The sequence below is a fragment of the Streptomyces sp. NPDC046308 genome, assembly GCF_055588065.1.
This window is the reverse complement of record NZ_JBVJFB010000002.1, coordinates 402,408-424,816: the sequence shown is the minus strand read 5'-3', so window position 1 is coordinate 424,816 and position 22,409 is coordinate 402,408. Positions and strand designations below refer to the sequence as shown.

The 22,409-nt window shown below is 71.8% G+C and carries 23 protein-coding genes and 1 tRNA gene; 11 read left to right on the top strand and 13 right to left on the bottom strand.

Annotation, left to right across the window (positions count from 1 at the left end):
• Window positions 1–35 precede the first annotated feature (35 nt).
• The 3 genes from ACZ6JT_RS09375 to ACZ6JT_RS09365 all read right to left on the bottom strand — a co-directional run bounded on the left by ACZ6JT_RS09375 (window position 36) and on the right by ACZ6JT_RS09365 (window position 2,784).
• Window positions 36–251 carry an FmdB family zinc ribbon protein gene (locus tag ACZ6JT_RS09375; protein WP_469208885.1) on the bottom strand — a complete coding sequence of 72 codons (216 nt, stop codon included), beginning with the start codon at window positions 249–251 and terminating at the stop codon, window positions 36–38.
• An 87-nt stretch (window positions 252–338) separates the two neighbouring features.
• On the bottom strand, window positions 339–1,076 hold the full coding sequence (locus ACZ6JT_RS09370) for a DUF4383 domain-containing protein (protein ID WP_469208883.1): 738 nt from the start codon (window positions 1,074–1,076) through the stop codon (window positions 339–341).
• A 463-nt stretch (window positions 1,077–1,539) separates the two neighbouring features.
• Complete coding sequence (locus ACZ6JT_RS09365) at window positions 1,540–2,784, bottom strand: hypothetical protein (RefSeq protein WP_469208881.1); 1,245 nt, start codon at window positions 2,782–2,784, stop codon at window positions 1,540–1,542.
• A gap of 105 nt (window positions 2,785–2,889) precedes the next feature.
• On the opposite strand from ACZ6JT_RS09365, the gene ACZ6JT_RS09360 reads away from it, so the two are divergent.
• The 4 genes from ACZ6JT_RS09360 (at window position 2,890) to ACZ6JT_RS09345 (ending at window position 5,104) form a co-directional block, all read left to right on the top strand.
• Window positions 2,890–2,964: transfer RNA gene (locus ACZ6JT_RS09360), tRNA-Val, on the top strand.
• Window positions 2,965–3,081: 117 nt separating this feature from the next.
• Window positions 3,082–3,513, top strand: a complete 432-nt coding sequence (locus ACZ6JT_RS09355; RefSeq protein WP_469208879.1) for a hypothetical protein — start codon at window positions 3,082–3,084, stop codon at window positions 3,511–3,513.
• Window positions 3,514–3,739: 226 nt separating this feature from the next.
• Window positions 3,740–4,429, top strand: coding sequence for a DUF4389 domain-containing protein (locus ACZ6JT_RS09350; protein WP_469208877.1), 690 nt, complete (start codon window positions 3,740–3,742; stop codon window positions 4,427–4,429).
• A 234-nt stretch (window positions 4,430–4,663) separates the two neighbouring features.
• Window positions 4,664–5,104, top strand: a complete 441-nt coding sequence (locus ACZ6JT_RS09345) for a hypothetical protein (RefSeq protein WP_469208875.1) — start codon at window positions 4,664–4,666, stop codon at window positions 5,102–5,104.
• A gap of 163 nt (window positions 5,105–5,267) precedes the next feature.
• On the opposite strand, the gene ACZ6JT_RS09340 is transcribed toward ACZ6JT_RS09345, so the two are convergent.
• Window positions 5,268–5,342 (bottom strand): 50S ribosomal protein bL37, encoded by a 75-nt coding sequence (locus ACZ6JT_RS09340; protein ID WP_100661309.1) that lies wholly within the window; start codon window positions 5,340–5,342, stop codon window positions 5,268–5,270.
• 123 nt (window positions 5,343–5,465) lie between these two features.
• Between ACZ6JT_RS09340 and ACZ6JT_RS09335 the strand changes: the two genes are divergently transcribed.
• Complete coding sequence (locus ACZ6JT_RS09335; protein ID WP_469208873.1) at window positions 5,466–5,693, top strand: DUF2277 domain-containing protein; 228 nt, start codon at window positions 5,466–5,468, stop codon at window positions 5,691–5,693.
• A 34-nt stretch (window positions 5,694–5,727) separates the two neighbouring features.
• Here the strand turns inward: ACZ6JT_RS09335 and ACZ6JT_RS09330 are convergent, their stop codons facing one another.
• The 4 genes from ACZ6JT_RS09330 to ACZ6JT_RS09315 all read right to left on the bottom strand — a co-directional run bounded on the left by ACZ6JT_RS09330 (window position 5,728) and on the right by ACZ6JT_RS09315 (window position 10,019).
• Window positions 5,728–6,243, bottom strand: a complete 516-nt coding sequence (locus ACZ6JT_RS09330; protein ID WP_469208872.1) for a hypothetical protein — start codon at window positions 6,241–6,243, stop codon at window positions 5,728–5,730.
• A gap of 487 nt (window positions 6,244–6,730) precedes the next feature.
• A complete protein-coding gene (locus ACZ6JT_RS09325; RefSeq protein WP_365482501.1) occupies window positions 6,731–7,360 on the bottom strand; it encodes a DedA family protein in 630 nt (209 codons plus the stop codon).
• A gap of 260 nt (window positions 7,361–7,620) precedes the next feature.
• Window positions 7,621–9,279, bottom strand: a complete 1,659-nt coding sequence (locus ACZ6JT_RS09320; RefSeq protein ID WP_469208870.1) for an alkaline phosphatase D family protein — start codon at window positions 9,277–9,279, stop codon at window positions 7,621–7,623.
• Window positions 9,280–9,374: 95 nt separating this feature from the next.
• Complete coding sequence (locus tag ACZ6JT_RS09315; RefSeq protein WP_469209606.1) at window positions 9,375–10,019, bottom strand: HNH endonuclease family protein; 645 nt, start codon at window positions 10,017–10,019, stop codon at window positions 9,375–9,377.
• A 673-nt stretch (window positions 10,020–10,692) separates the two neighbouring features.
• On the opposite strand from ACZ6JT_RS09315, the gene ACZ6JT_RS09310 reads away from it, so the two are divergent.
• Together ACZ6JT_RS09310 and ACZ6JT_RS09305 are read left to right on the top strand one after the other, a co-directional pair.
• On the top strand, window positions 10,693–11,274 hold the full coding sequence (locus ACZ6JT_RS09310; protein ID WP_365482497.1) for a TMEM165/GDT1 family protein: 582 nt from the start codon (window positions 10,693–10,695) through the stop codon (window positions 11,272–11,274).
• A 270-nt stretch (window positions 11,275–11,544) separates the two neighbouring features.
• Complete coding sequence (locus ACZ6JT_RS09305; protein WP_469209604.1) at window positions 11,545–12,084, top strand: DinB family protein; 540 nt, start codon at window positions 11,545–11,547, stop codon at window positions 12,082–12,084.
• A gap of 538 nt (window positions 12,085–12,622) precedes the next feature.
• Here the strand turns inward: ACZ6JT_RS09305 and ACZ6JT_RS09300 are convergent.
• On the bottom strand, window positions 12,623–12,847 hold the full coding sequence (locus tag ACZ6JT_RS09300) for a hypothetical protein (RefSeq protein ID WP_469208867.1): 225 nt from the start codon (window positions 12,845–12,847) through the stop codon (window positions 12,623–12,625).
• Window positions 12,848–13,242: 395 nt separating this feature from the next.
• On the opposite strand from ACZ6JT_RS09300, the gene ACZ6JT_RS09295 reads away from it, so the two are divergent.
• A complete protein-coding gene (locus tag ACZ6JT_RS09295; RefSeq protein ID WP_469208866.1) occupies window positions 13,243–13,758 on the top strand; it encodes a putative immunity protein in 516 nt (171 codons plus the stop codon).
• Between the two features lie 657 nt (window positions 13,759–14,415).
• On the opposite strand, the gene ACZ6JT_RS09290 is transcribed toward ACZ6JT_RS09295, so the two are convergent.
• The gene (locus tag ACZ6JT_RS09290; RefSeq protein ID WP_469208864.1) at window positions 14,416–15,096 is read right to left on the bottom strand and encodes an HAD-IA family hydrolase; all 681 of its coding nucleotides are present in this window, start codon (window positions 15,094–15,096) and stop codon (window positions 14,416–14,418) included.
• A 309-nt stretch (window positions 15,097–15,405) separates the two neighbouring features.
• Window positions 15,406–15,918: a peptidoglycan-binding domain-containing protein gene (locus ACZ6JT_RS09285; protein ID WP_469208862.1), complete on the bottom strand. Its 513-nt coding sequence runs from the start codon at window positions 15,916–15,918 to the stop codon at window positions 15,406–15,408.
• 727 nt (window positions 15,919–16,645) lie between these two features.
• Between ACZ6JT_RS09285 and ACZ6JT_RS09280 the strand changes: the two genes are divergently transcribed.
• Window positions 16,646–18,715 carry a DHA2 family efflux MFS transporter permease subunit gene (locus ACZ6JT_RS09280; RefSeq protein WP_469208860.1) on the top strand — a complete coding sequence of 690 codons (2,070 nt, stop codon included), beginning with the start codon at window positions 16,646–16,648 and terminating at the stop codon, window positions 18,713–18,715.
• 33 nt (window positions 18,716–18,748) lie between these two features.
• Here ACZ6JT_RS09280 and ACZ6JT_RS09275 read toward each other — a convergent pair whose 3' ends face one another.
• Window positions 18,749–19,342, bottom strand: coding sequence for a GNAT family N-acetyltransferase (locus ACZ6JT_RS09275; protein ID WP_469208858.1), 594 nt, complete (start codon window positions 19,340–19,342; stop codon window positions 18,749–18,751).
• Window positions 19,343–19,449: 107 nt separating this feature from the next.
• Between ACZ6JT_RS09275 and ACZ6JT_RS09270 the strand changes: the two genes are divergently transcribed.
• Window positions 19,450–19,845, top strand: a complete 396-nt coding sequence (locus ACZ6JT_RS09270; protein WP_469208856.1) for a nuclear transport factor 2 family protein — start codon at window positions 19,450–19,452, stop codon at window positions 19,843–19,845.
• A gap of 69 nt (window positions 19,846–19,914) precedes the next feature.
• On the opposite strand, the gene ACZ6JT_RS09265 is transcribed toward ACZ6JT_RS09270, so the two are convergent.
• Window positions 19,915–20,283, bottom strand: a complete 369-nt coding sequence (locus ACZ6JT_RS09265) for an antibiotic biosynthesis monooxygenase family protein (RefSeq protein ID WP_365482482.1) — start codon at window positions 20,281–20,283, stop codon at window positions 19,915–19,917.
• 107 nt (window positions 20,284–20,390) lie between these two features.
• On the opposite strand from ACZ6JT_RS09265, the gene ACZ6JT_RS09260 reads away from it, so the two are divergent.
• On the top strand, window positions 20,391–22,403 hold the full coding sequence (locus ACZ6JT_RS09260; RefSeq protein WP_469208853.1) for a bifunctional glycosyltransferase 87/phosphatase PAP2 family protein: 2,013 nt from the start codon (window positions 20,391–20,393) through the stop codon (window positions 22,401–22,403).
• Window positions 22,404–22,409: the final 6 nt, after the last annotated feature.

Sequence of the window (22,409 nt, the reverse complement as noted above, 5' to 3'; positions counted from 1 at the left end):
TGCGGGTTGCGGGCAGCGGGCCGAGGGCTGCGGGATCAGCCGCAGCCGCCACCACCGCAGCAGCCGCCCCCGCCGCCGCCCATCGCGGGCGCGGGGGCACTGCTCGTCCCGCCCACGGCCACGGCGGACAGCAGCTTGACGGTGTCCGCGTGCCCGGCGGGGCAATCGGCGGGCGCGGAGGACTCCGCCATGGGCCGGCTGACCTCAAAGATGTCGTCGCAGGTCCGGCAGCGGTATTCGTATCGAGGCATGCGCACAGGCTAAGCGCGCCCGGCGCCCTGGCGCTACGTCCGGCACGGCGCACGGCCGTGCCGTACCGCGTGGCCGGCCGGGCGCCGCTAAGGGCAGCGGCCGTGCATCACGGGGGGACGCCCCTGAACACGCCGCGCCCGGTCCTCCCACGCCGCCTGCTCGGGGTGGCGGGCACGCCAGTACGGATTGTCGTGCGGCAGCGCGCTGCCCACCCGCCCGTACATCCCGAACCACATCAGCATCACACCGACGACGAAGCTGAACAGCACGTTCTGGATCCGGAACGCCAGGAAGTTCAGCCCCGTGTCCAGCAGCGCCAGATTCACGAACCCGCTCGCGATGAACAGCACGCCCAGCACGATGTTCAAGGTCGAGGCGAAGGTGCCGCCCACCACCATCCCCAAGAACAGCAGCGCACCGATGCAGATCGACAGGACGCTCAGCGCCCCGTTGGTGTTGAGCGCGAGCACCGTGTCCCCGCCGGTGTCGAAGAACCCGATCTGATCGACAAGCCCCAGGACCCCGAACACGACGAGGAGCAGCCCCGTCAGCCCCGCCCCGACCCGGTACACCTGGCTCAGCTTGTGGTCCGTGGGCAGATGGTCGTCGAGCCGCGCGTTGACCGGATGCAGCGCGCGCCCCATGCGCCGGGAAACCGTGTCGGCGAAGCGCGGTGGCGCGGGGGCATCGGGATCGGGCTCGTGGGCCACGTAGGGCGCGTAGTGCTCATGCGGCTCGGTGCACCCGTACGCCGCGTGAGCCACGTACGGCCCCGGCTCCTCGGTCACCCTGGCAGGAGGCTTGCGAAAGGTGCGGGCGGCCATGGTGCCCTCCTCTGGTCCGTTCCCGGCACCTCCCAGCATCCGTCGCGGAACGCCACGAAACAAACGGGACCAAACCCGGATCTTCGGCCGGGTCCGGACCAAGCCCCCGCGCACGCCCCCGAAATCCGCAGCCCCTCCGACGCACTCGGCCCAGCCGTACCTGCGCTCGGCCCAGCCGTGCCAGCGCTCGGGCCCAGCCGTGCCCGCGCTCCGGCCTAGTCGTGCCCGCGCTCGGGCCTGGCCGCGGCCGCCCTCGGGCCTGGCCGTGCTCGCGCTCCAGCTGCTAGCCGTGCTCGCGCTCGGGCCTAGCCGTGCTCGCGCTCGGGCCTAGCCGTGCTCGCACTCCGGCCTAGCCGTGCCCGCGCTCGGGCTGCCTCGCCGTGCCCGCGCTCCAGCTGCTAGCCGTGCCCGCACTCCGGCCTAGCCGTGCCCGCACTCCGGCCAAGCCGTGCTCGCACTCCGGCTAGCCGTGCCCGCGCTCGGCCCGGATCCCGCTCACCACCCGGTTCACGGCGGCCCGTACGTCCTCCATCTCGTGGAGGAACGCCCAGTAGTCGGGGTGCCGCCCCTCCAGCCCCTCCACCGCCCGGCCCACCCGCGCCACCGCATCGTCCAGCGGCCCCGCATGCCGCGGGTCCGGCACACTGCGGCCCGCCATCGCCAGCCGCTGCGCGTCCCGGATCGCGAACCGCGTCCGGTCCACCTCCGCCTGCGGATCCCGCGCCACCGCCTCCAACCGCGTCAGCCGGTCCTGCGCCGCCGACACCGCCTCGTCCGTCGCGTCCAACGAACCCCGGACCGCCTCGATCAGCGCCCCCACGTCCGCCCAGCGCTGCTCGTCCCGCGCCCGGCCGGCCTCCTTCAGCCGGTCCTCCGCCTCCGCGACGTCCCGTACCGCCTGCTCCGGCACGTGCTGCAGGTCCTGCCAGCACGCGGCACTGAACCGCCGGCGCAACTCGCTCAGCACCGGATCCACCCGGTCCGCCCGGTTGCGCAGGGCCTGCGCCCGCGTCCGCAGGCTCACCAGCCGCCGGTCGATCTCCGCCGCCCGCTCCGGCAACCGCGCCACCTCGGCCCGTATCGCCTCCGCGTCACGCAGGATCCGGTCCGCGCGCTGCACCGTCTCCTGCACCCCGTGCCGTGCCGCGCCCTGGTTCAGCTTGGTCAGCTCCGGACCGAGCGCCGCCAGCCGCGCCGCCAGATCGTCGGCCCGCATGCCCTTGGCCCGTACGGCGTCCAGCGCGTCGCTCGCCCCGATCAGCGCCGCCTTGGCCCGCTCCCGCGCCGGCGCGACCCGCGCGAGCTGCGTCTCCGCCTTGTCCAGCAGCGGCTGCAACCCCTGCGCGAACCGGTCCAGCTCGCCCTTGACCCGCACCAGCTCGTCCCGGGCCCGCGTCAGCTCATCCCGGGCCCGCGTCGCCACGGAACCCTCCAGCTCCGGCCGGTCCAGGTCGTGCGCGTCGACCGCCTCGATGTACACGTGGCTGACCTGGTCGATCCGCTGCCCGAGCGCGGCGAAGCTCTCGGTCGCCTGCCGCGCGGCGGGCGACCCGTCCGCCGCGGCGATCGTCTCGATCGAGATCCGCAGGTCCCGCTGTGCCGTATCCAGCGCGTAGAACGCTGCTGCGGCGGCATCCTTCGCCGCCTGCGCATCCGCCCGCCGACTCTCGTCCCGCCCACCGAACCACCGCCGGGATGCCGTCGTCACAATCCCTCTCCCGTACCGTGTCCGCCATGCCCCGATCCATTCTCCCCCAAGGCAACGGGTTTGCGTGGGGGGCATGCACGCCATGTAGGCTGTCCACTCATCCACGGGTGCGTAGCTCAGGGGTAGAGCGCTGCTCTTACAAAGCAGATGTCGGCGGTTCGAAACCGTCCGCGCCCACCAGTGAAAATGCCCCCGACCAGCAATGGTCGGGGGTCTTTCGCATGCCCGCCCGACGGGAAGGAGCGCTCGCGGGACGGGCGGGTGCAGGGGGCCGGTGGTGTCGGTTACGGTCCCGGCATGGCGGACCGCTTTTTCGAGATCGCCTCCGTCGAGGAGTTCGTACGCCTGCGCCTCAGCGAGGATCCCGCGGAGTACGAGCGTTCGGCGTGGGCGGGCATGCCGCTGGGCGTGTGGTGGCAACTGGTGCGGGAACATCCGGAGATGCGGTTCTGGGCGGCCCACAACCGGACCTGCCCGCCGGAGGTCCTGGCCGAGCTGGTCAAGGACGACGACTGGCGGGTGCGGGTGCGGGTGCGCGTGCTGGGCAGGCGCTCCTGCCCGCCGGAACTGCTGGAGCAGTTGGCGGACGATCCCCATGACGCCGTCCGCAATACCGTGGCCACCCACCCGCGTTCGCCGCGGTCCGCAGTCGCGCGGCTCGTCGACGACCCCTGGCCGGTGATCTCGGAAGCGGCCCGCGCCCGGCTGGCCAACTGGTCGGCCCAGTAGCCCACGCGTACCTCCTGCACGCCTGCCGGTGGCCAGCCGCCCTGTGTCAAGTCACGGGTTCTCCTGCCACGGGATGTCGGGGCATGACGGCATTCGGGGCCCCGGGGGCTAATGGCGATACGGCTCAGGCAGAGCCAGTGGCCCGTGTGCGCCGTCCGGAACGGCCCTGGCGATGCCATGCGCGGGACACGTATCCCACTCCCCAGGCAAGAAAGGACGTGGCAGCATGTTTCCCGCTCCCGCCCACCCCCTGTGTGTCGAAGCCACGCTGGATCCCCGGCTGACCCGATGGAAGTGGCTGGTCAAATGGATCCTCGCCCTTCCGCACTACATCGTTCTGTTCTTCCTGCAGGTCGCGTCCCTGCTGCTGAGCGTCGTCGCGTTCTTCAGCATCCTCATCACCGGCCGCTACCCCCGGTCACTCTTCGACTTCAACGTCGGCGTCATCCGGTGGAGCACGCGCGTCACCTACTACGCCAACGCGGTGATGGGTACCGACCAGTACCCGCCGTTCACGCTCCAGGACGTACCCGGCTACCCGATCCGCGTCGACCTCACCTATCCCGAGAAACTCTCCCGCGGACTGGTCCTGGTCAAGTGGCTGCTGGTCGTCCCGCAGCTGCTGGTCGTCGTCATATTGCTTACCAGCGGCTGGAAGGCGTACCGGTACCTCGACGACTACAGTCCGTTCTCCTCCGGTCTCATCGGGATGCTCACCCTGGTGGCGGTGGCGATACTGACGTGCACCGGGCGCTACCCGAAGGGCCTGTTCGACCTCCTGATGGGCCTGGTGCGCTGGACGCTGCGCGTGCTGGTGTACGTGTACCTGATGACTGACAAGTACCCGCCGTTCCGGCTGGACATGGGAGGAAGCGAGCCCGTGGCCGGGGTCGTGGAGCCGGCGAGCAGCGGGTAACCGTGCGCGCTCATGTGCGGAGCCCCTCACCGCTTTCCCGGTCGGGGGCTCTCTCGTCATGTCTGCCGTCCGCCCCAGGGGAAATGGGCCGGGCGGGGGCGGGCGCGTCGGCTGCATCCGTCGTCTGGCCCCGGGGTTCTGTCAAGTCCCGAAATGCGGTGACATGACGCGCCACCTGCGCGGCGGCCCTACTGGAATCTCCCCGCTCGACCTTTCCCCCAAAGGAGAACTCTTATGATCCGCACTTCCCGGAAGCACCGTCTCACCATGCTCGCCGTTTCGGCCGCGCTGGTCGGAGGAGGCGTACTGCTCCCCACGAGCGCAGTCGCCGCCCCGGCAGCGCACACCACTGATGTGACCAGCGCCGTGGCCGGCCATGTCGACCACGCAAAGGGTGACCACGGCGGCAAGGGCAAGAACAACAAACGAGGGAAAAAGAAGAACAAGGGCAACAGGGTCCGCGACGTGAAGAACATGCCGGGCTGCAAGTTCTTCAAGAACAAGGTCTACTGCGAGCACAAGCCCGAGCCCAACCCGGCCCCGGAGCCCCACCCGGCCCCGGGCACCCCGCCGAAGACCCCGGGCACGGAGACCCCGCCGCCCGCCGGTACGGAGACCCCTCCGAAGACCCGGCACGGAGACTCCGCCCGGCACGGCCACCCCTCCCGTGACTGACACCCCGCCCGCCACGAACACGGGCATGAAACCGGCCGAGGCCCCGCACTAGGACCGGCTTCCCCGGCGAAGGCCCCCGACCACTCATGGTCGGGGGCCTTCCCCTGTGTTCGGCGCAAGACCCCCGGCCGGTGCTGGTCGGGGGTCTTTCGTTCGAGCGGTTTCAGGCGTTGGGGCGCTTGCCGTGATTGGCCTTCTTCTTCTTGCGGGCCCGACGCTTGTTGCCTCGTTTGGCCATGGTGCGAGTCTCCCTCAATTGGTGACTTTTCATGACGTCGTCAGTCTAGATTCGGCCCACTGCCTCCGCATCAGCTCTGCCCCATACGGGGTCGAGCCGCGCCGACAGCGGGATAGTGGGGGTATGTGCCGTTCCATTAAGACTCTGCGCCCGCCCGCCATCCCCGAGAAGGCCACGGAGGAGGAGATCAGGGCCGCCGCCCTGCAGTACGTACGAAAGGTGTCCGGCTTCCGGGTGCCGGCCGCGCACAACCGCGAGGTGTTCGACGCAGCCGTGGACGCCGTCGCCGAGGCCACCGCGGCGCTGCTCGACGGCGTGCACGTACGGGGACAGGCCGCCGCCCCGGCCTGACGCGGCCGGGGCCCGCCCTGCCGGCCTGTGCCGCCTACGCCGCCCCGGTCCCCGCAGCGCGACGCCGCAGCACCCAGATCCCGGCGCCGAGCGCCCCCGCGGCGAGCGCGCCGCCCACGGCTACCTGCCCCAGGCTCATCGAGCCGAAGCTGCCGCCCGTACCGCCGCGGGCCGCGCCCGAGGCGACCTGCAGCGAGACGGTGACGCGCTCGCCGCCGGCGCCGCCGCACTCGAAGGTGACGCGGTGCGTGCCCGGGTTGGCGTCGCGGAAGACGGTCGCGCTGCCGAAGAGGTTCGTGGCCTCCGAATTGCCGGGGGTCAGCCGGACCTCGCTGAACGCGGTTGACGTGGCCCGGCCGGTCCTGGTCCCGCAGCCGTCGAGGGTGAGGGCCACGCGGCCGCCGGGGGCGACGGTCGTGGGGGAGACGCCGGCGGAGGGAGCGGCGTACGCGAACGTGGCGGGAGCAGCGGCGGCGATGAGGGCCGCGGCCGCGACGGCCATCAGGCGTCGGGACGTGACGGTTGACGTGGCAGGCGGCTTGGCGGGCATGGAGAGAACTCCTCGGCTCCTCGAAACGGCGCGGCCAGGGCACGGATGTGACGCGGATTCGGTTGCGCACCGTGCTGTGGACGCTAGGAGCCCGGGCCGGGGGCGGCGATCGGGGCCGGGTGAACGGGTGAGCCACTGCTCCGTCCGAGGGACCCGGCAGACGTCCGAGGGAGCCGGTAGACGTCCGAGGGAGCCGGCAGGCGTCTGATCGAGCCGGTAGACGTCCGAGGGACCCGGCAGGCGTCCGAGCGAGCCGGTAGCGTCCGGGAGCCGGTGGGCCTTCGGGGAGCCGGCGACCGTCGTGCCCGCGGACGGCCCGCTCGGGGGTGCCGCGGCCGGGGAACGCCGGTCTGCCGGGCGTGTTGCGCGCGGGCGTCGTGCCCCCGGAGGGCGTGCCTGCTGGTGTACTGCCCGTCGGCGTCCTGCCCGCGGGTGTTGCGTCGCGCGGACGTCGCCTCCGTCGGCGGGCCGCGCCCGAGGACCGCGCCTACGCCGCGGGAGCCGCCGTCGTGGGCGGGCGGCGGACGAGGAAGGCCGCCAAGGCTCCCGCGGCGAAGAGGGCGACGAGGGAGAGCGCGGTGCCGAGCCACTGGGTGCCCAGCCACTGGGTGCCGAAGTAGCCGAGGGCGACGCTGTAGCCGGCCCAGGCCATGCCCGCCAGGACCGACCAGGGCAGGAACTCCGCCACCTTGCGCTGCGTCTTGCCCGCGCCCAGCGACACCACGGAACGCCCGGCCGGTGCGAACCGTGCGATCACCACCAGGGCGCCACCGCCCCGTGCCAGGGCCGTGCCGAGGCGCTCGTGGGCCCGGGTCAGCCGGCGGGAGCGGGCGATGGCCCGGTCCAGGCGGGCTCCGCCGCGCCGGCCCAGCCGGTACGCGGCCATGTCACCCAGCACCGAGGCCGTCGTCGCGATGACCAGCAGCAGTAGGATGTCCGGCACCTGCGCGGGCACCGGCACCGGTCCCGCCGCACCGGCGGCCGCGGCGGCCGCCGCCGCGGTGATCACCAGCACCCCGCTCGGCAGCACCGGAAGGAAGACGTCGAGCACGACGGACACCGCCACCAGGGCGTAGATCCATGGGCTCGCGGTCAGCGACCCCAGCGTCTCAAGCAAAACGGGACTCCCCAGTCCGGTTGACGTGCTGCGGCATGAAGCGCCGCGACGTCGCGGGGGAGCGGCAGGAGCGGCTTGACAGCCATACAGCGTACGCCCGACCCCCGTCCCCCGGGAGCCCGGGGCGGTAGCCACACCGCCGCCGCGTCAACTCCGCCACCACCGCGCTCCGCTGCCCGAACAGCCCCCACTCCGGCTGCACCGGTACGCGGCTCCACCGGTACTCGCTCCACCGGTACTCGGCCACTTCGGTGTTCGGGCTACTCCGCCGCCGTGAGGTCCCGGTCCAGGACCGTCACCAGCCGGGCCCCTTCCCGTTTCTTCCGCGCCTGGTCCAGCCGCAGCCGCGCCGACCGCCCCGACAGCGCCAGCGTCATCAGCTGGTTCCCGAACCACGGCCCACCCGTACGCCGCCAGTTCAGCGGCGGCCGTCCCGTCCGCCCGTGCAGCGAGAAACCGCGCCCCAGCCACCGGCCCGTCCGCGACCAGCCCAGCCGGAAACCCCACTTCACCGCCGTATGGATGGAATTGTGAACCGGCGAGCACGTCAGCTGGAACACCCGCGCGGTACTCGGTATTCGAGGCTCGGCCACATACGCGTGATGCACGTCCCCCGAGAGCACGCACACCGTCGCCGGGGCCCGAGGCCCCGTGCCCACCTCCTCGATCAGATCGGTCAGCGCCGCGAACGAGGCCGGGAACGCCGCCCAGTGCTCCAGATCGCTGCGCCGACGCAGATCCTCCCCGATGCGCGCCCACCGCGGCCCCCGCTCCCCACGGCACAGCGCGGCGTTCCACGTCTCGGCATCGTGGATCAGCGGCGGCATCAGCCAGGGCAGCGAGGACCCGATCAGCAGATGGTCATAACCCCCGTGCCCGGCGAGGGCGTTCTCCCGGAGCCACTGCTGCTCGGCCGGATCGAGCATCGCCCGGCCGTCCTCGGCCAGCACCCGCGCGGCCCGGGTGTCCACCATCAGCAGCCTGGTCCGGCCGAAGTCGCGCCGGTAGCTCCAGCGCACCGTGCTCGGATCGGCGTCCGCCGCGGACGCGAAGGCCCGTAGCGCGTCCGTACCGTCGGGGGTGGCCCGGACCGCCCCGTACAGCTCGTCCGCCGCCAGCTCGGCCGGCGAGAGATTCCCCAGGTGCTGGTACACCCAGTACGACATCAGCCCGCTGAGCACGCGCTCCCGCCACCACGGGGTCGCCCGCATCTCCGCCAGCCACGCCGCACTCGTGTTCCAGTCGTCGATCACGTCGTGGTCGTCGAATATGTGCAGGCTCGGCACGGTCGACAGCAGCCAGCGGATCTCCGGATCGAGCCACGACTCGTAGTAGAGCCGCGTGTACTCCTCGTAGTCCGCGACCTGGGCGCCGGGCGCCTCCCGAAGATCGCGCCGGGCCGCGAGCCACTGCCGGGTCTCCTTGGACAGCGCATCGGCGTACACCTGGTCCCCGAGCAGCAGCAGGACGTCCGGACGCACCGCCTCCGGGTCCGCCGCCAGCCGGCCCGCGAGGGTGTCGAGGGCGTCCGCGCCATGCGGCCCGTGCCGGCCGGCGGGCGGCGCGGCCTGCCGGCAGGAACCGAAGGTGACGCGCAGCCCGGGGGACGCACGGCCGGGGCCGGCCACCGCGGGCGAGGTGATCGTGCTCGGCGGAAAGCCGCTGTCGGGCAGGGGCCAGACCGGCCGATCGTCGAGCAGCACCTCATACGCCGTGGTCGCGCCCGGGGTCAGACCGGTCACCGGCACCAGCGCGTAGTGGTGACCGGCTATCTGGAAGGTCCGCGCGCTGCCGCCCGCCCCGTCGGCGCACCGCACCTCGGCCGTGCACGGGCGGTCCGCCTCGACCCATATGGTGGCCGATCCGCCCGTCTCCCAGTCGACGTGGCGCAGCAGCGGTCCCAGACGCAGTCCGGCCATGCAACTCCCCCTCCTCCGTAGCCCCTTCGATCACGGTACGACGAGGAGGGGGAGCCACGCCTCCCCCTGACGGGGGAGAGATCGGCGAACTCGGGTCAGCAGCCGTTGAGGATGTTGACCAGGGCCGTCTTCTCACCCGAGTCCATGCTCAGGCCCCAGTACTGCTTCACCTGGACCCACATCCGCGCGTACGTACAGCGGTAGGCCGTCCGCGGGGGCAGCCACTTGCCGGGGTCGAGGTCGCCCTTGGCCTGGTTGACGTTGTCGGTGACCGCGATGAGCTGCGGGCGGGTGCGGTCGTTGGCGAACTGCTGGCGCGTGCTGGTGGTCCAGGAGTTGGCACCGGAACGCCAGGCCTCGGCGAGCGGGACGACGTGGTCGATGTCGAGGTCGGCGGCGGCGGTCCAGGTGGCTCCGTCGTACTCGGAGTACCAGCTTCCGCTCACCGCGGCGCACGCCGAGTCCTGGACGACGTTCACGCCGTCCCGCTTGAGGACGGTCTCGCGGGTGTTGCAGGTGCCGGAGACGGTGCTCCAGTGCGGGAAGAGGTCGCGGCTGTAGCCGCTGGTGGATCCCTCGGCCTTCGGCGTGACCGTGGCCAGGTACGCGCGGGCGGCCGAGGCGCTGATGGGGGTGGGCGGGGCGGCCGCGGCGGTCGGGGCGTTGAGGAGGGAGGTGAGCGCGGCGAGGGCCGCCGCTGACGCGAGCACGCCAATTCGACGCGCGTAGACGTTGGGTATGAGTGCCATGAGGGGCTCCCTGGGTGCGGGGGGTGTGGCCGTGCGGCCCCGGCGGGGCGTGGCCATGCTGGCGGCGCCGGGTTTCCGGGGGATGGGCGCCAGGTGACAGCGTGGCGACATGAGCACGTCACATCAAGTCGCGCAAGGCCCCTGATTTAAATGGAAGTTGAGATTCCGCCCTCGGCGGGCGGTGCACGCGGTGGGTGAGCCGGGCCGGGGGTGGGGCAGGCCAGGGCGAGGTGGGGTGAGACGGGGCAGGGCGGGACGAGATGGGGTGGGGCGGGGCGAGACCGGGTGGGGCGGGGCGAGACCGGGTAGGGCGGGGCGGGACCGGGTGGGGCGGGCTGGTGGGCAGGGTGGGGCAGGCTGGAGCGGGACCAAAGGCCCATTCCGGCCGGCTGCGGGCATCGCGTAGTCTGTTCGGAGCAGAAGGGGAGTAGCTCTTCGCCGGACCGTCGACATACTGCTGGGTCACTCCAGCCGGCGCCCGGAGGCAGGCCACGTACGACGGCCGGCCAGCGAGACCTTCGGCCGCAGTGTCCTGTCCATGCGTGGACGCGTTCCGTACGCGCATACGCACACCAGGGCGCCGCCGAGCCGAAGCGACCCCTGAAACACCCCAGGTCTCTCGGTCCCGATGGCGTCCTGCCCGACCGATTGAGGTTCCACCCCCGTGTTCAGCTTCAGCATCACGGCGATCGCCTTCGGCGTCGTCTTCCTTGCCGAACTCCCCGACAAGACGGCCCTCGCCGGCCTGATGCTCGGCACGCGCTACCGCGCCTCCTACGTCTTCGCGGGCGTCGCCGCCGCCTTCGCCGTACACGTCGCCCTCGCGATCGCCGCCGGCAGCGTGCTCACCCTGCTCCCGCACCGCCTCGTCCAAGCCGTCGTCGGCATCCTCTTCCTCCTGGGCGCGGCCATGCTGCTCCTGAAGAAGGACGACGGGGAGGACGAGGTCAAGCCGCCCGCCGACCAGTCCTTCTGGAAGGTCTCGGGGGCCGGCTTCATGCTGATCCTGGTCGCGGAATTCGGTGACCTGACCCAGATCATGACCGCCAACCTCGCCGCACGCTACGACGACCCCGTCTCCGTCGGCATCGGCGCCGTACTGGCGCTGTGGGCGGTCGCGGGCATCGGCATCCTGGGCGGGCGCACCCTGATGAAGTACGTGCCGCTGCGACTCATCACCAAGATCGCGGCCGCGGTGATGGCAGCGCTGGCCGTCTTCTCGCTGTACGAGGCGATCGCGGGCTGACGGGGGATGGCGGGCTGACGGGGGATGGCGGGGATGGCGGGCTGACGACGGCTTGGCGGGACGGGTCCTGCATGGGATATCCCGTTGCGGGGAGTGCGTGTACCGGTCACGCTCGTGCGCGTGACCGACACCACCGCCCCCACGGGCCCCTCCGTCCCCACGGTCCTCTCCGGCCCCGCGGCCCCCTCCGGCCCCACGGTCCCCTCCGGGCGACCTGCGCCCCAAGGGGTGCCCGCGTCCTCCGCGGAGCGTCGGTTCGGATGGTCGAACATGTTCGTCCACCCCGACGAGGACACCCGCACCGACGGAGGGTTCCAGGGTGAACGGGCCGTACTCGTCGGCTACCTGCGCGATCAGCGGCTGACGCTGGAGCTCAAGTGCGCGGGCCTCGACGCGGAAGCCCTCGCGCGCCGCTCGGTGGAACCGTCCGACCTGTCCCTGCTGGGTCTCGTACGCCACCTCGCGGGGGTCGAGCAGTACTGGTTCCGGCAGGTCATGGGGGGCCAGGACGTACGCCGCCACTACCGCTCGGAGGACGAACCCGCGGGCGAGTTCACCGGCGCGGTGGCCGACCCGGCGGTGGTCGCGGACGCGTGGGCGACCTGGCGAGCCGAAGTCGCCTTCGCGGAACAGCTCGTCGCGCAGGCCCCGAGCCTGGACGTCACAGGCGACGCGGGAGGCGCGGCGGGTACGGGCCACGAGCCGATGGAGCTCCGCGAGGTCCTGGTCCACATGATCGAGGAATACGCCCGCCACAACGGCCACGCGGACTTCCTGCGGGAACGCATCGACGGGCGAGTGGGGCAGTAGAGCGGGGGCTGGGCTCCGGGGGGCGGGCTTCGGGGGGCGGGCTTGGGCCGGCCAGGGTCAGAGAGGCGCGGGTGGGGTTTCCCGTCAGTCTCATCGTCCTTCCGTGTCGGGCCGGCCCCTCAAGGGCGCTCCTCCGTCGCGTCGCTTCGCGATGGCCTGCGGCCACCCTTGACCGACCGACCCGCCACGGAAACACGAAGACAGCCGAGAAACCCCAAAAGAACGAGCCGGGTCCTCCTTCCAGGAACGGCCCCATCACAGCTACGCGGGCAAGGGTCCCGATGCGCACCAAATCGCTACGCGCTCCCCACGCCTCAGCGTCTGCCGACCGTCCGGGGCTGGACATAAGCCGCCACCGATCGCTACGCGATCCCCACGTCTTAGCGCCTGCCGGCCGTCCTGGGCCGGACATAAGCCGCCACCGATCGCTACGCCCTCCCCACGTCCCAGCGTCTGCCGGCCGTCCCGGGCTGGGCATAGGCCGCCAACGTTCACTACTCGTTCGCTGGTCTCGGCGACTGCGGGCGGTCTCGGGTGACTAATTCAATTCCGACACGTCGTTGAACATGCTGTTTCGCCAAGAATTCACTACCTCCAGAAAGCTGAAGTCAGCGCTGTCATCGTGATCGCCAGGCCGGCTGGTCGGTTCCTTTTTGGATACGGCGATCGTGGGGGTGGTGGAGGTGCTGGAGGCTAGTGAGGCGCCGCCCACGGCCAGCGCGGTCACTGCAGTGAACAGGGTGAGACGCCGGGTGCGGGCCATGGGGATCCTCCTCGACGAGGAATGGCTGGGAAACTGGTGAATGATGAGGTGGGCGGGCTAGCCCGTGTCCCCATTGAGCCGGATCGGGCGGACCGCGTCACGTCGCTGAATGTCGTGGCTTGACAGCAGCCATGAGATGGCGGGCGGCGGTGGCACGTTGGAAGCACGACGGCCGGCCTGCGCGGGCTTTGGAAGCAGACGGACTCCGACGGCATCCCCCCACCGGCGAGCCCGACTCCAATGCCTACATGTACCCCGTCACTGACGACTGGATGATCCATCCCAAGGGGCGTCGGTCCTCACATAGAGTGCGGTCGAAGAGTGTCCAACTCCGTTCTCACAGAAGGGCGTTGGATGCACTCGCCTTATGGGTGCAGCCGATCCCTTGGAGCGCGATGATCCTCCCCAAAGTCCGCGACCCTCGCTTCATCACCATCCGCCGTGGGGGGACGCTTACGGACTCCGACCATCAGCTCCTGGCCTTGTGGGCTGCCGCGTGCGCGGAACACGTTCTGCACCTCTTCGAATCGGAGCAGCCCTCTGACCCGCGGCCCCGCGAGGCGATCGAGCAGATTCGCGCATGGGCGCGCGGCGAGATCAGGATGTCTGAGTCCCGAGCGGCGGGCGGCCATGCCATGGCTGCCGCCAGAGAACTGCGCGGAGCCGCTCGGCACGCCGCATTTGCGGCCGGTCAGGCGGCGGTCGTGGCGCATGTCGCCGCGCACGAGCTCGGCGCTGCGGCTTACGCGATCAAGGCCGCGCGCGCGACCGCCATCGGACAGGAGGGTGAGAGAGCCGGCAGGCTCGAGTGCCGTTGGCAGCGCGAACAGCTCCCAGACGTGATTCGTGAACTCGTCCTCGATGACCAACGGTTGCGAAACGACATCTGCTGGTCCGTCTTCGACTGTTGACTGGGCCTGCCGTGGTCCGGGCCCCTGGCCGGAGTGCGATGGCTGCCGTCCTCGCGTCTACGTCCGCCCTCAGGACGGCCGGCAGACGCTGAGTGGTGCGGTCCGCGTAGTGATCGTTGGCGGCTTATGTCCAGGCCGGGACGGCCGGCGGGCGCTGAGGCGTGGGGAGGGCGTAGTGATGGGTGGCGGCTTATGTCCAGGCCGGGACGGCCGGCGGGCGCTGAGGCGTGGGGAGGGCGTAGTGATCGGTGGCGGCTTATGCCCAGCCCGGGACGGCCGGCGGGCGCTGAGGCGTGGGGAGGGCGTAGCGATCGGTGGCGGCTTATGCCCAGCCCGGGACGGCCGGCAGGCGCTGAGGCGTGGGGAGCGCGTAGCGATTTGGTGCGCATCGGGACCCTTGCCCGCGTATCTGTGATGGGGCCGTGCCTGGAAGTAGGACCCGGCTCGTTCTTTTGGGGGTTTCTCGGCTGTCTTCGTGTTTCCGTGGCGGGTCGGTCGGTCAAGGGTGGCCGCAGGCCATCGCGTAGCGACGCGACGGAGGAGCGCCCTTGAGGGGCCGGCCCGACACGGAAGGACGATGAGACTGACGGGAAACCCCACCCGCGCTTCTCTGACCCCGCCCCGCCGGGACCCGGCTGCCCTCCCCGGAGCCTGGCTTCAGGTCGCCGCGCCCACCGTGAGCTGGATCGAGCCGTCCTTGGTGGTCGTCACCGTGAGGGCCGTCAGGTCCGGGACGTGGGTCGTCGGGGCGTGGGCGGCCGCGCGGGGGCCGACGCCGATCACGCGCATGCCCGCCGCGTGACCGGCGGCGATGCCTGCGGCCGAGTCCTCGAAGACGATGCAGTCGGCCGGGTCCACGCCCAGCGCGGCGGCGCCCTTGAGGAAGCCCTCGGGATCGGGCTTGCTGGCCTGGACGGACTCGGCCGTGACCCGTATCGCGGGCATCGGCAGGGCGGCGGCCGTCATGCGGGCCGTGGCCAGGGCGGCGTCCGCGGAAGTGACGAGGGCGTGCGGCAGGGCGGTGATCGCCGCCATGAACGCCGGGGCGCCCGCTACCGGGACCACACCGTCGGTGTCGGCGGTCTCGCGGGCCAGCATCACGGCGTTCTCGGCGTGGTTGACCTCCATCGGGCGGTCCGGCAGGAGGACGGCCATGGTGGCGTAGCCCTGGCGGCCGTGCACCACCTTCAGGGCCTCTTCTGGGTCCAGACCGTGGGACAGCGCCCAGTCGCGCCAGCACCGTTCGACCACCGCGTCGGAGTTGACGATCGTGCCGTCCATGTCCAGGAGCAGGGCCTTGGCGGTGAGGACGACGGGTGCGGTGGTGCTGGCCGGCATCGGCGGGGCTCCAGACGGGGCGGGAAAAGAGAACAAGTGGTTCCGTCCACCGGTCAGGGAATGAGGACGGAACCACTTTGTTCCTACACGATACAAAACAAAGGGCCGTCCGCGCCACCGGCGGGGTGTGACCCCCGTCCCTACGGTGTGTTTCCCACGGCTCCGATCCCGCGACTCATATCCCGCGGCTGCGATCCTGCGGCTCCGATCCGACGGCTCCGGTCCCGCGGCTCCGATCCGACGGCTCCGATGGGCAACCGGCTGCGCCTCTGAGCCGGCTGTCCCTCCAGCGGGCCGTCCCTCGCGCGCCTATCCCTCCAGCGCCTTGCGGGTCACCGGACCGTAGATGCCCCACTCCTGGTCGTCGATGCCGTGGGAGTACTGGAACTCCGACAGCGCGTCCTCCACCCGCCAGTCGAACTTCCCGTGGAACTTGCCCCGGTACAGGCCCTGCGCCGCCAGCAGCCGCTGCAGCTTCTCCACCTCCGGACCCGAGTCGCCGTACCGCAGGATCGGTGCCTGCGACGGCGGCGGGGTGGACGAGCGGCTCGCGCTGGGCGACGGGCTCGCGGACGGGGGCGCGGACGAACGGGACGCGCTCGGTGACGGGGACGGCGACGCCGACTTCGAGGCGGACGGCGACGGGGAGGCCGAGGCGGACGGGCTGCCCGAGGCCTTGGTGTGGGTCGGGGCCGTGGACGGCGCGCCCGGGACGGCGCTGACCGCGGGCGACGGTGCCTTCGCGTCGAGCAGGGTGACCTCGTTCCCCGAATCGCTCGGGAGCACCCAGACCGCCACGGCCGTCCCGCTGAGGGCTACCACTGCCGCGGCTCCGAGGAGCAGCGCCAGCGGGCGGCGCGGACCGGAGCCGTGCCGCTTCTCCGGGCCCCCGCCCCCGCCCCCACCCCCTCCCTCTCCGCCACTGTGGGCCCCTCTGCCGTCGTCTGCGCTGCCGGACGTGTGGTCCGGGTCCGGGACGGTCCGGAGCCGGGCCGTTTCGGCCAGGTGCGGGGCGTGCCCGGGCGGCCCGTCCTGCCACGGGCCGGACGGCGGTGCCACAGGTGCCCCGTACGGCCGTGCCACGGGCGCCCCGTACGCCGGTGCCGCAGGCGTCCCGGACGCCGGTGCCACGGGTGCCCTGGACGGCGGTGCCACAGGCGCCCCGTACGGCGGCGCCGCGGGCGTCCCGTACGCCGGTGCCGCGGGTATCCCGTACGCGGGGGTGTCGTCCTGCGCCGGTACCGGGCGCGGGTCCGGGTTCACCACGCCGGACATCGGCGGCGGGGGCGCCTCGGCGTCCGGCTCGCCCCGGTCGGACAGCGTCACGTACGGACGGATGCGCAAGGGGTTGAAACCCACACCCGGCGCACACCCGCAGCCGGCGCCGACAGCGCCGCAATCTGGACAGTGCTCACCGCTCACTGGACTCCCTCCCTGGCCATTGCCTGCGATTATGCAGACCCGCCGGGGTGCTCCCAACCGGTCCGAGAGGCCATAACCGGACACACCGCTCAGGATGGAGATGTTGATCCGGCCTGAGGAGGAATCGATGGCTCAGGATGTGACCACGGACGCCGTGGGCCCCGATCAGGGCCCGCCGAAGTCCGGCCCCGCCTCCGAACACACCTCCCGCGAGGTGCTCGTCTCCATCGGCGCCCTGCTGCTGGGCCTGCTGATCGCCGCCCTCGACCAGACCATCGTCTCCACCGCCCTGCCGACCATCGTCAGCGAACTCGGTGGCATGGCGCACCTCTCCTGGGTCGTCACCGCCTACATACTCGCCTCCACAGCGGCCACCCCCCTGTGGGGGAAGCTCGGTGACCAGTACGGACGCAAGAAGCTCTTCCAGTACGCCATCGTCATCTTCCTGATCGGGTCGGCGCTGTGCGGGCTCGCCCAGGACATGCCCCAGCTCATCGGCTTCCGCGCCTTGCAGGGCCTGGGCGGCGGCGGGCTGATCGTGTTGTCGATGGCGATCGTCGGGGACATCGTCCCGCCCCGCGAGCGCGGCAAGTACCAGGGCCTCTTCGGCGCCGTCTTCGGCGCGACCAGCGTGCTGGGCCCGCTGCTGGGCGGCCTCTTCGTGGACCACCTGTCCTGGCGCTGGGTCTTCTACATCAACCTCCCCATCGGTCTCGTCGCGCTCGTCGTCATCGCCGCCGTCCTGCACATCCCGGCACGCTCCGCCAAGCACACCATCGACTACGTCGGCACCTTCCTCATCGCCTGCGTCGCCACCTGCTTCGTCCTCGTCGCCTCCTTCGGCGGCACCTGGGGCTGGGGCTCGGCCCGGATCATCGGCCTCGCCGTCCTCGGCGCCGCGCTGCTCGCCGTCTTCGTCCTCGTGGAACGCAAGGCCGCCGAACCCGTGCTCCCGCTGGGCCTCTTCCGCATCCGCACCTTCACCCTCTGCTCGGCGATCAGCTTCGTCGTCGGCTTCGCGATGTTCGGCGCGATGGTCTACCTGCCGACCTTCCTCCAGGTCGTCCAGGGCGTCTCACCGACGATGTCGGGCGTCCACATGCTGCCGATGGTCCTCGGCATGCTGATCTCCTCCACCGCCTCCGGCCAGATCGTCAGCCGCACCGGCCGCTGGAAGGTGTTCCCGATCGCCGGCACCGGCGTCACCGCCATCGGCCTGCTCCTCCTGCACCAGCTGCACCGCACCAGTTCCACCTGGGAGATGAGCATCTACTTCTTCGTCTTCGGCGCCGGTCTCGGCCTGGTCATGCAGGTACTCGTCCTGGCGGTGCAGAACGCCGTCAGCTACGCCGACCTCGGCGTCGCCACCTCCGGTGCCACCTTCTTCCGCTCCATCGGCGCCTCCTTCGGTGTCGCGATCTTCGGCACGGTCTTCACCAACGGGCTCGAGAACAAGCTCGCCGCCTCCCTCGCGGGTGTCCGGCCGCCCGCCGGAGCGGGCGTCGCGCAGCTGGAGGCCGACCCGCGGGCCATCACCGCGCTTCCGGCCGGCATCCGCCCCCGCGTGCTCGACGCCTACGCCGAGGCCATCACCGACGTCTTCCTCTACGCCGTGCCGATCGTCCTGGTCGCCTTCGTGATCGCGTGCTTCCTGAAGGAGGACAAGCTCCGTACCTCGGTCACCGCCCCCGATGTGACCGAGACGCTGGCCTCCAACCCGGTCCATCGCTCCTCGCGTGACGAGGTCGCCCGCGCACTGACGGTCCTCGGCACCCGCGAGGGCCGCCGCCACGTCTACGAGAAGATCACCGCGAAGGCCGGCTACGACCTGCTGCCCGCCGCCAGCTGGCTGCTGCTGCGGATCAAGAAGTACGGCTCCACGGAGCCCTCGCTGCTTGCCGAGCGAACGAACGTGCCGCTGAAGGCCGTCACGGACGCCGCACGGCAGGTCGAGGAGCGCGGGCTCGCCGCTCGGGACGGGCTGGCGCTGATCCTGACCGACAAGGGGCGCGCGACCGCCGAGAAGCTCGCCGAGGCCCGGGAGGAGTCCCTCGCGGAGCTGCTCGGCGACTGGTGGGGCCCGGACCGCCCGACCGACCTGGTCAAGCTGGTCCAGGAGATCAACGCGGAGCTGTGCGGATCGGATGCCGAGGAGCCCTACGAGGGCGCGCCGCGACGGGACCACGCCGCGCACTAGAAGCGGACAGACCGGACCGGCGGCCGGCATGCGTCAGAGCAGGCGCTTCTCGAACCAGTGCTCCGCATACGGGCCGGATTTGTACGCGGGTATCTCCGCGTACCCGTGACGCGCGTACAACGCGCGGGCCTCGACGAGATCGGACCGGGTGTCCAGCCGGACCCGCTCCGCGCCCAGCGCACGGCCCTGGGCCTCCAGCGCCTCGAGCAGCGCCGCCCCGCCGCCGGTACCGCGGGCGCGCGGGGCGACGTACACCTTGGTGAGCTCGGCGGTGGCGGGGTCGAGCAGGCGCAGACCGCCGCAGGCGAGGGGTTCGCCGCCGCGCCGCCCCACGACGAACCCGCCCGTCGGCGGGAGCAGCCCGTCGTCCGGGAAGTCCAGCAGTCCCTGGTCGATCTCGGCCTCGGTGACCTGCCGTTTCCAGTACCGGCCGGCGACCTCGGCGTAGTACGCGCGGCGCAGGAGGGTGGCGTCGGGCGAGGTAACGGGTTCGGGGACGACGGTCCACGAGGGGCGAGCCTCGTCCCTGCCGTCCCTGCCGGGCCCTCCGTCTCTGCTGGGCCCGCCGTCCCTGCCGGGCTCGTCGTGCCTGCCGCGCTGGTCACTGTGTGTGGTGATCGTGTTCATGGAGTCATTGTGGAGTTCGCGGCGGAATTCCCGCGTGGAATATCCACAAGGCCGGGCCGATGATAGGAAAAAGACATTTCGCCCGTATCCGGAGGGTGTGAAACGCCATGTCAGAGCATCCCGACTGTGCCTTGGTCCGCCGCGGCTACGAGGCCTTCGGCAAGGGCGACCTGGAGACGCTGGGCACACTGCTGACGGCCGACGTCATCCACCACGTGCCCGGCAGCCATCCCCTGTCCGGGCACCACAAGGGCCGCGAGAGCGTGCTCGACTTCTACCGCCGGCTCGGCGAGGAGACGAAGGGCACCTTCCAGGTCCACCTGGAATCGGTGCTCGCGGACGGGCGGGGGCACGTGATGAGTTTCCACACGGCTCGCGGTGACCGCGGCGACCGCGGCATCGAGATCCGCGAAGGGCTCTTCTTCACCATCGTCGGCCACAAGATCACCGATATCGACCAGTGCACCGCGGACATCGACGAGGAAGACGCCTTCTGGAGCTGATGTCGCCGCCGAGCGTCCGCCAGGGGTGCGGGGTGCGGGGCCCGGACCCCGCACCCCTGACGTGACGGGTCAGGCCTTCTTCGGCGCCGCCTGCTGCACGACCTCGAACGACCACACCGTCGACGCCGAGGCCGCCGGCTTCGGCCGCTCGCCGCCGCCCTCGCCACCCTCGGATCCCGCACCGCCGGCGCCGCCGCCCGCGCCGCCACCCTGGTGAGCGGCCTTCATCGGCCCCTCCATCCACGCCTGGAAGTCCTCCTCCGAACGCCAGCGCGTGTAGACGAGGTACTGGTCGGTGCCCTCCACCGGGCGCAGCAGCTCGAACCATTCGAACCCGTCCGAACCCTCCACCGTCCCGGCCCGAGAGGCGAAGCGCCGCTCCAGAACTTCCCGCTGCTCGGCGGGGACCGTCAGTGCGTTGATCTTCACGATGCTCATGGGAGCCATCCTAGGTATCCCGCGGGAGATATCGTCGTGCGGGTAATGGAGCGCGGCAGCCAGGCGAAGTCAGGGTTGCGGTCAACAGGGCGGGAGGCCGGCGAGGCGTGGCTAACGCGGCAGAGCACAGCGGTGCGAACGGACATGCCGGGGTCATAGGCGATAGCGGCAGGCTCGGGGCGGCACGCCTCCTCCTGTGGGCGCTGGCGGGCGCCCTCGCCGTCAGACAGGCGGCCACGGTGCTGCGGGTGCCACCCGGTGAGTGGCTCAGCGGACTGCACCTTCCGGCGGCCCTCCCCGGCTCGCTCTACGACTCCGGCCAGTTCGCCGGCACCCCCTTCGCCGGGCTGGTCCTGAAGCCGCTCGTCGGCTTCGCCGCGCCCTCCCTGGAGGTGGCCTGGACCTGCGTGACGCTGCTGTTCGTCGCCGCGATCGGGCTCGTCGCCGCGCGCGGCCTGCCCGACCCCGTGCCGCGGCGCACCGCGCTGCTCGCCGCGCCCGTGCTGACGGCCCTGATGATGGTCTCGCTGCCCGTCCGCGAGGCCGCCTCACCGGGCCAGACCGCCGTCCTGCCGGTGCTGCTGGTGCTCCTGGCGGTCTTCCGCGTCCCCGCAGACCGGCCCGCGGGCTTCCTCGTCGGCCTCGCGGCCGCGCTCCAGCCGGCGCTGCTGCTGTTCGCCCCGCTGCTGTGGCTGACCGGACGCCGGCCCGCCGCCCGCACCGCCGCCGTGACCTTCGCCGGAGCCACCGCGCTGTCGTGGGCGGCCATGCCGCGCGACTCCTGGACGTACTGGGTCGAGCACCTGGCCGGCACCGGCCTCGGCGGCGCCCCGGACAGCCTCTCCAACCAGTCCCTGCACGGCGCGCTGCTGCGCCTCGGCCTGAGCGGCCCCGCCGAGATCCTGCTCTACGCGGCCCTCGCCGGCGCCGTCGTCTGGTTCGGCCTGCGCCGCGCGGTGCGCTACGCCCGCGACGGTCAGCTGCTGCTGGCCGTCGCCGTCACCGGCTGCGTGGCCGTCGCCGTGGCCCCGACCGGCTGGCGCCACCAGCTGCTGTGGGTGCTGCTCGCCGTCGCCGGCAAGGTGGGCCGGCGCGCCGCCGACCGCCGCGTGTGGCCGGTGGCCGTGGTCCTCGCCATGACCCTGCCGAGCTCGGTGCTGCTGCCGAACCTGGCCGCACTGGCCCCCGTACGCGACAACGTGCTGCTGCTCGCCGCGCTCGCCGCGGCCTGCGCGGTGCCGTTCCTGCCGCGCTCGTCGCCGTACTGGCGCGAGCCCGTACCGACCGCCTACGGGCAGCCGGCCGCCGCACGCTGGCAGCGGGTGCCGCTGCTGCCGTTCTGGCGGCGCGTGCTGTCCCGCCCGAACCTGCTGCTGGAACTCCTGCTGATACGGGTCGGGTACTCGCTGTACTCGCACATCCGGGCGGCCGCGCCCACCAGCCGGACCCTCGCCGAGGGCAACGGCAGCCAGATCCACGGCATCGAGCGGGCGCTCGGCATCGACATCGAGCACGCCGTGAACCACGCCGTCGTGAACACGCCCTGGCTGGAGGCGTTCTTCAACTTCTACTACACCTCCTTCCACTTCGTGGTCCCGCTGACGATCCTGGCGGTCCTGTACTGGCGGCGCCCCGGCGACTACCGGTGGGCCCGCGCCTCCCTGGGCCTGGCCACCGTCCTCGCGCTCGTCGGCTTCTGGCTGTACCCGCTCGCGCCGCCGCGCCTGATGCCCGGCCTCGACTTCATCGACACCGTCCACGGACCGCAGGACCTGGCCAACCCCTCGTATGGGGCCATGACCGCGATCTCCAACCAGTACGCGGCGATGCCCTCGCTGCACTTCGGCTGGTCGCTGTGGTGCGGGATCGTGATCGTCGTGCTGGCGCCGAAGGGCTGGCAGAAGCTGCTCGGGGCGCTGCACCCGCTGATCACGGTGTGCGCGATCGTCGCCACCGCCAACCACTGGGTGCTGGACGCGGTGGGCGGCGCGGTCGTCGTGACCGCCGGCTTCGGGCTCGTGTACGTCCTGTCCGGGCCGCGGAAACTGCAGGTGAGCCTCCCGGGGCAGCGCCGGAGCGACGAGGAACAGCCGGTGAGGGCGGGGGCAGGGAGCGCGTAGCGCGAC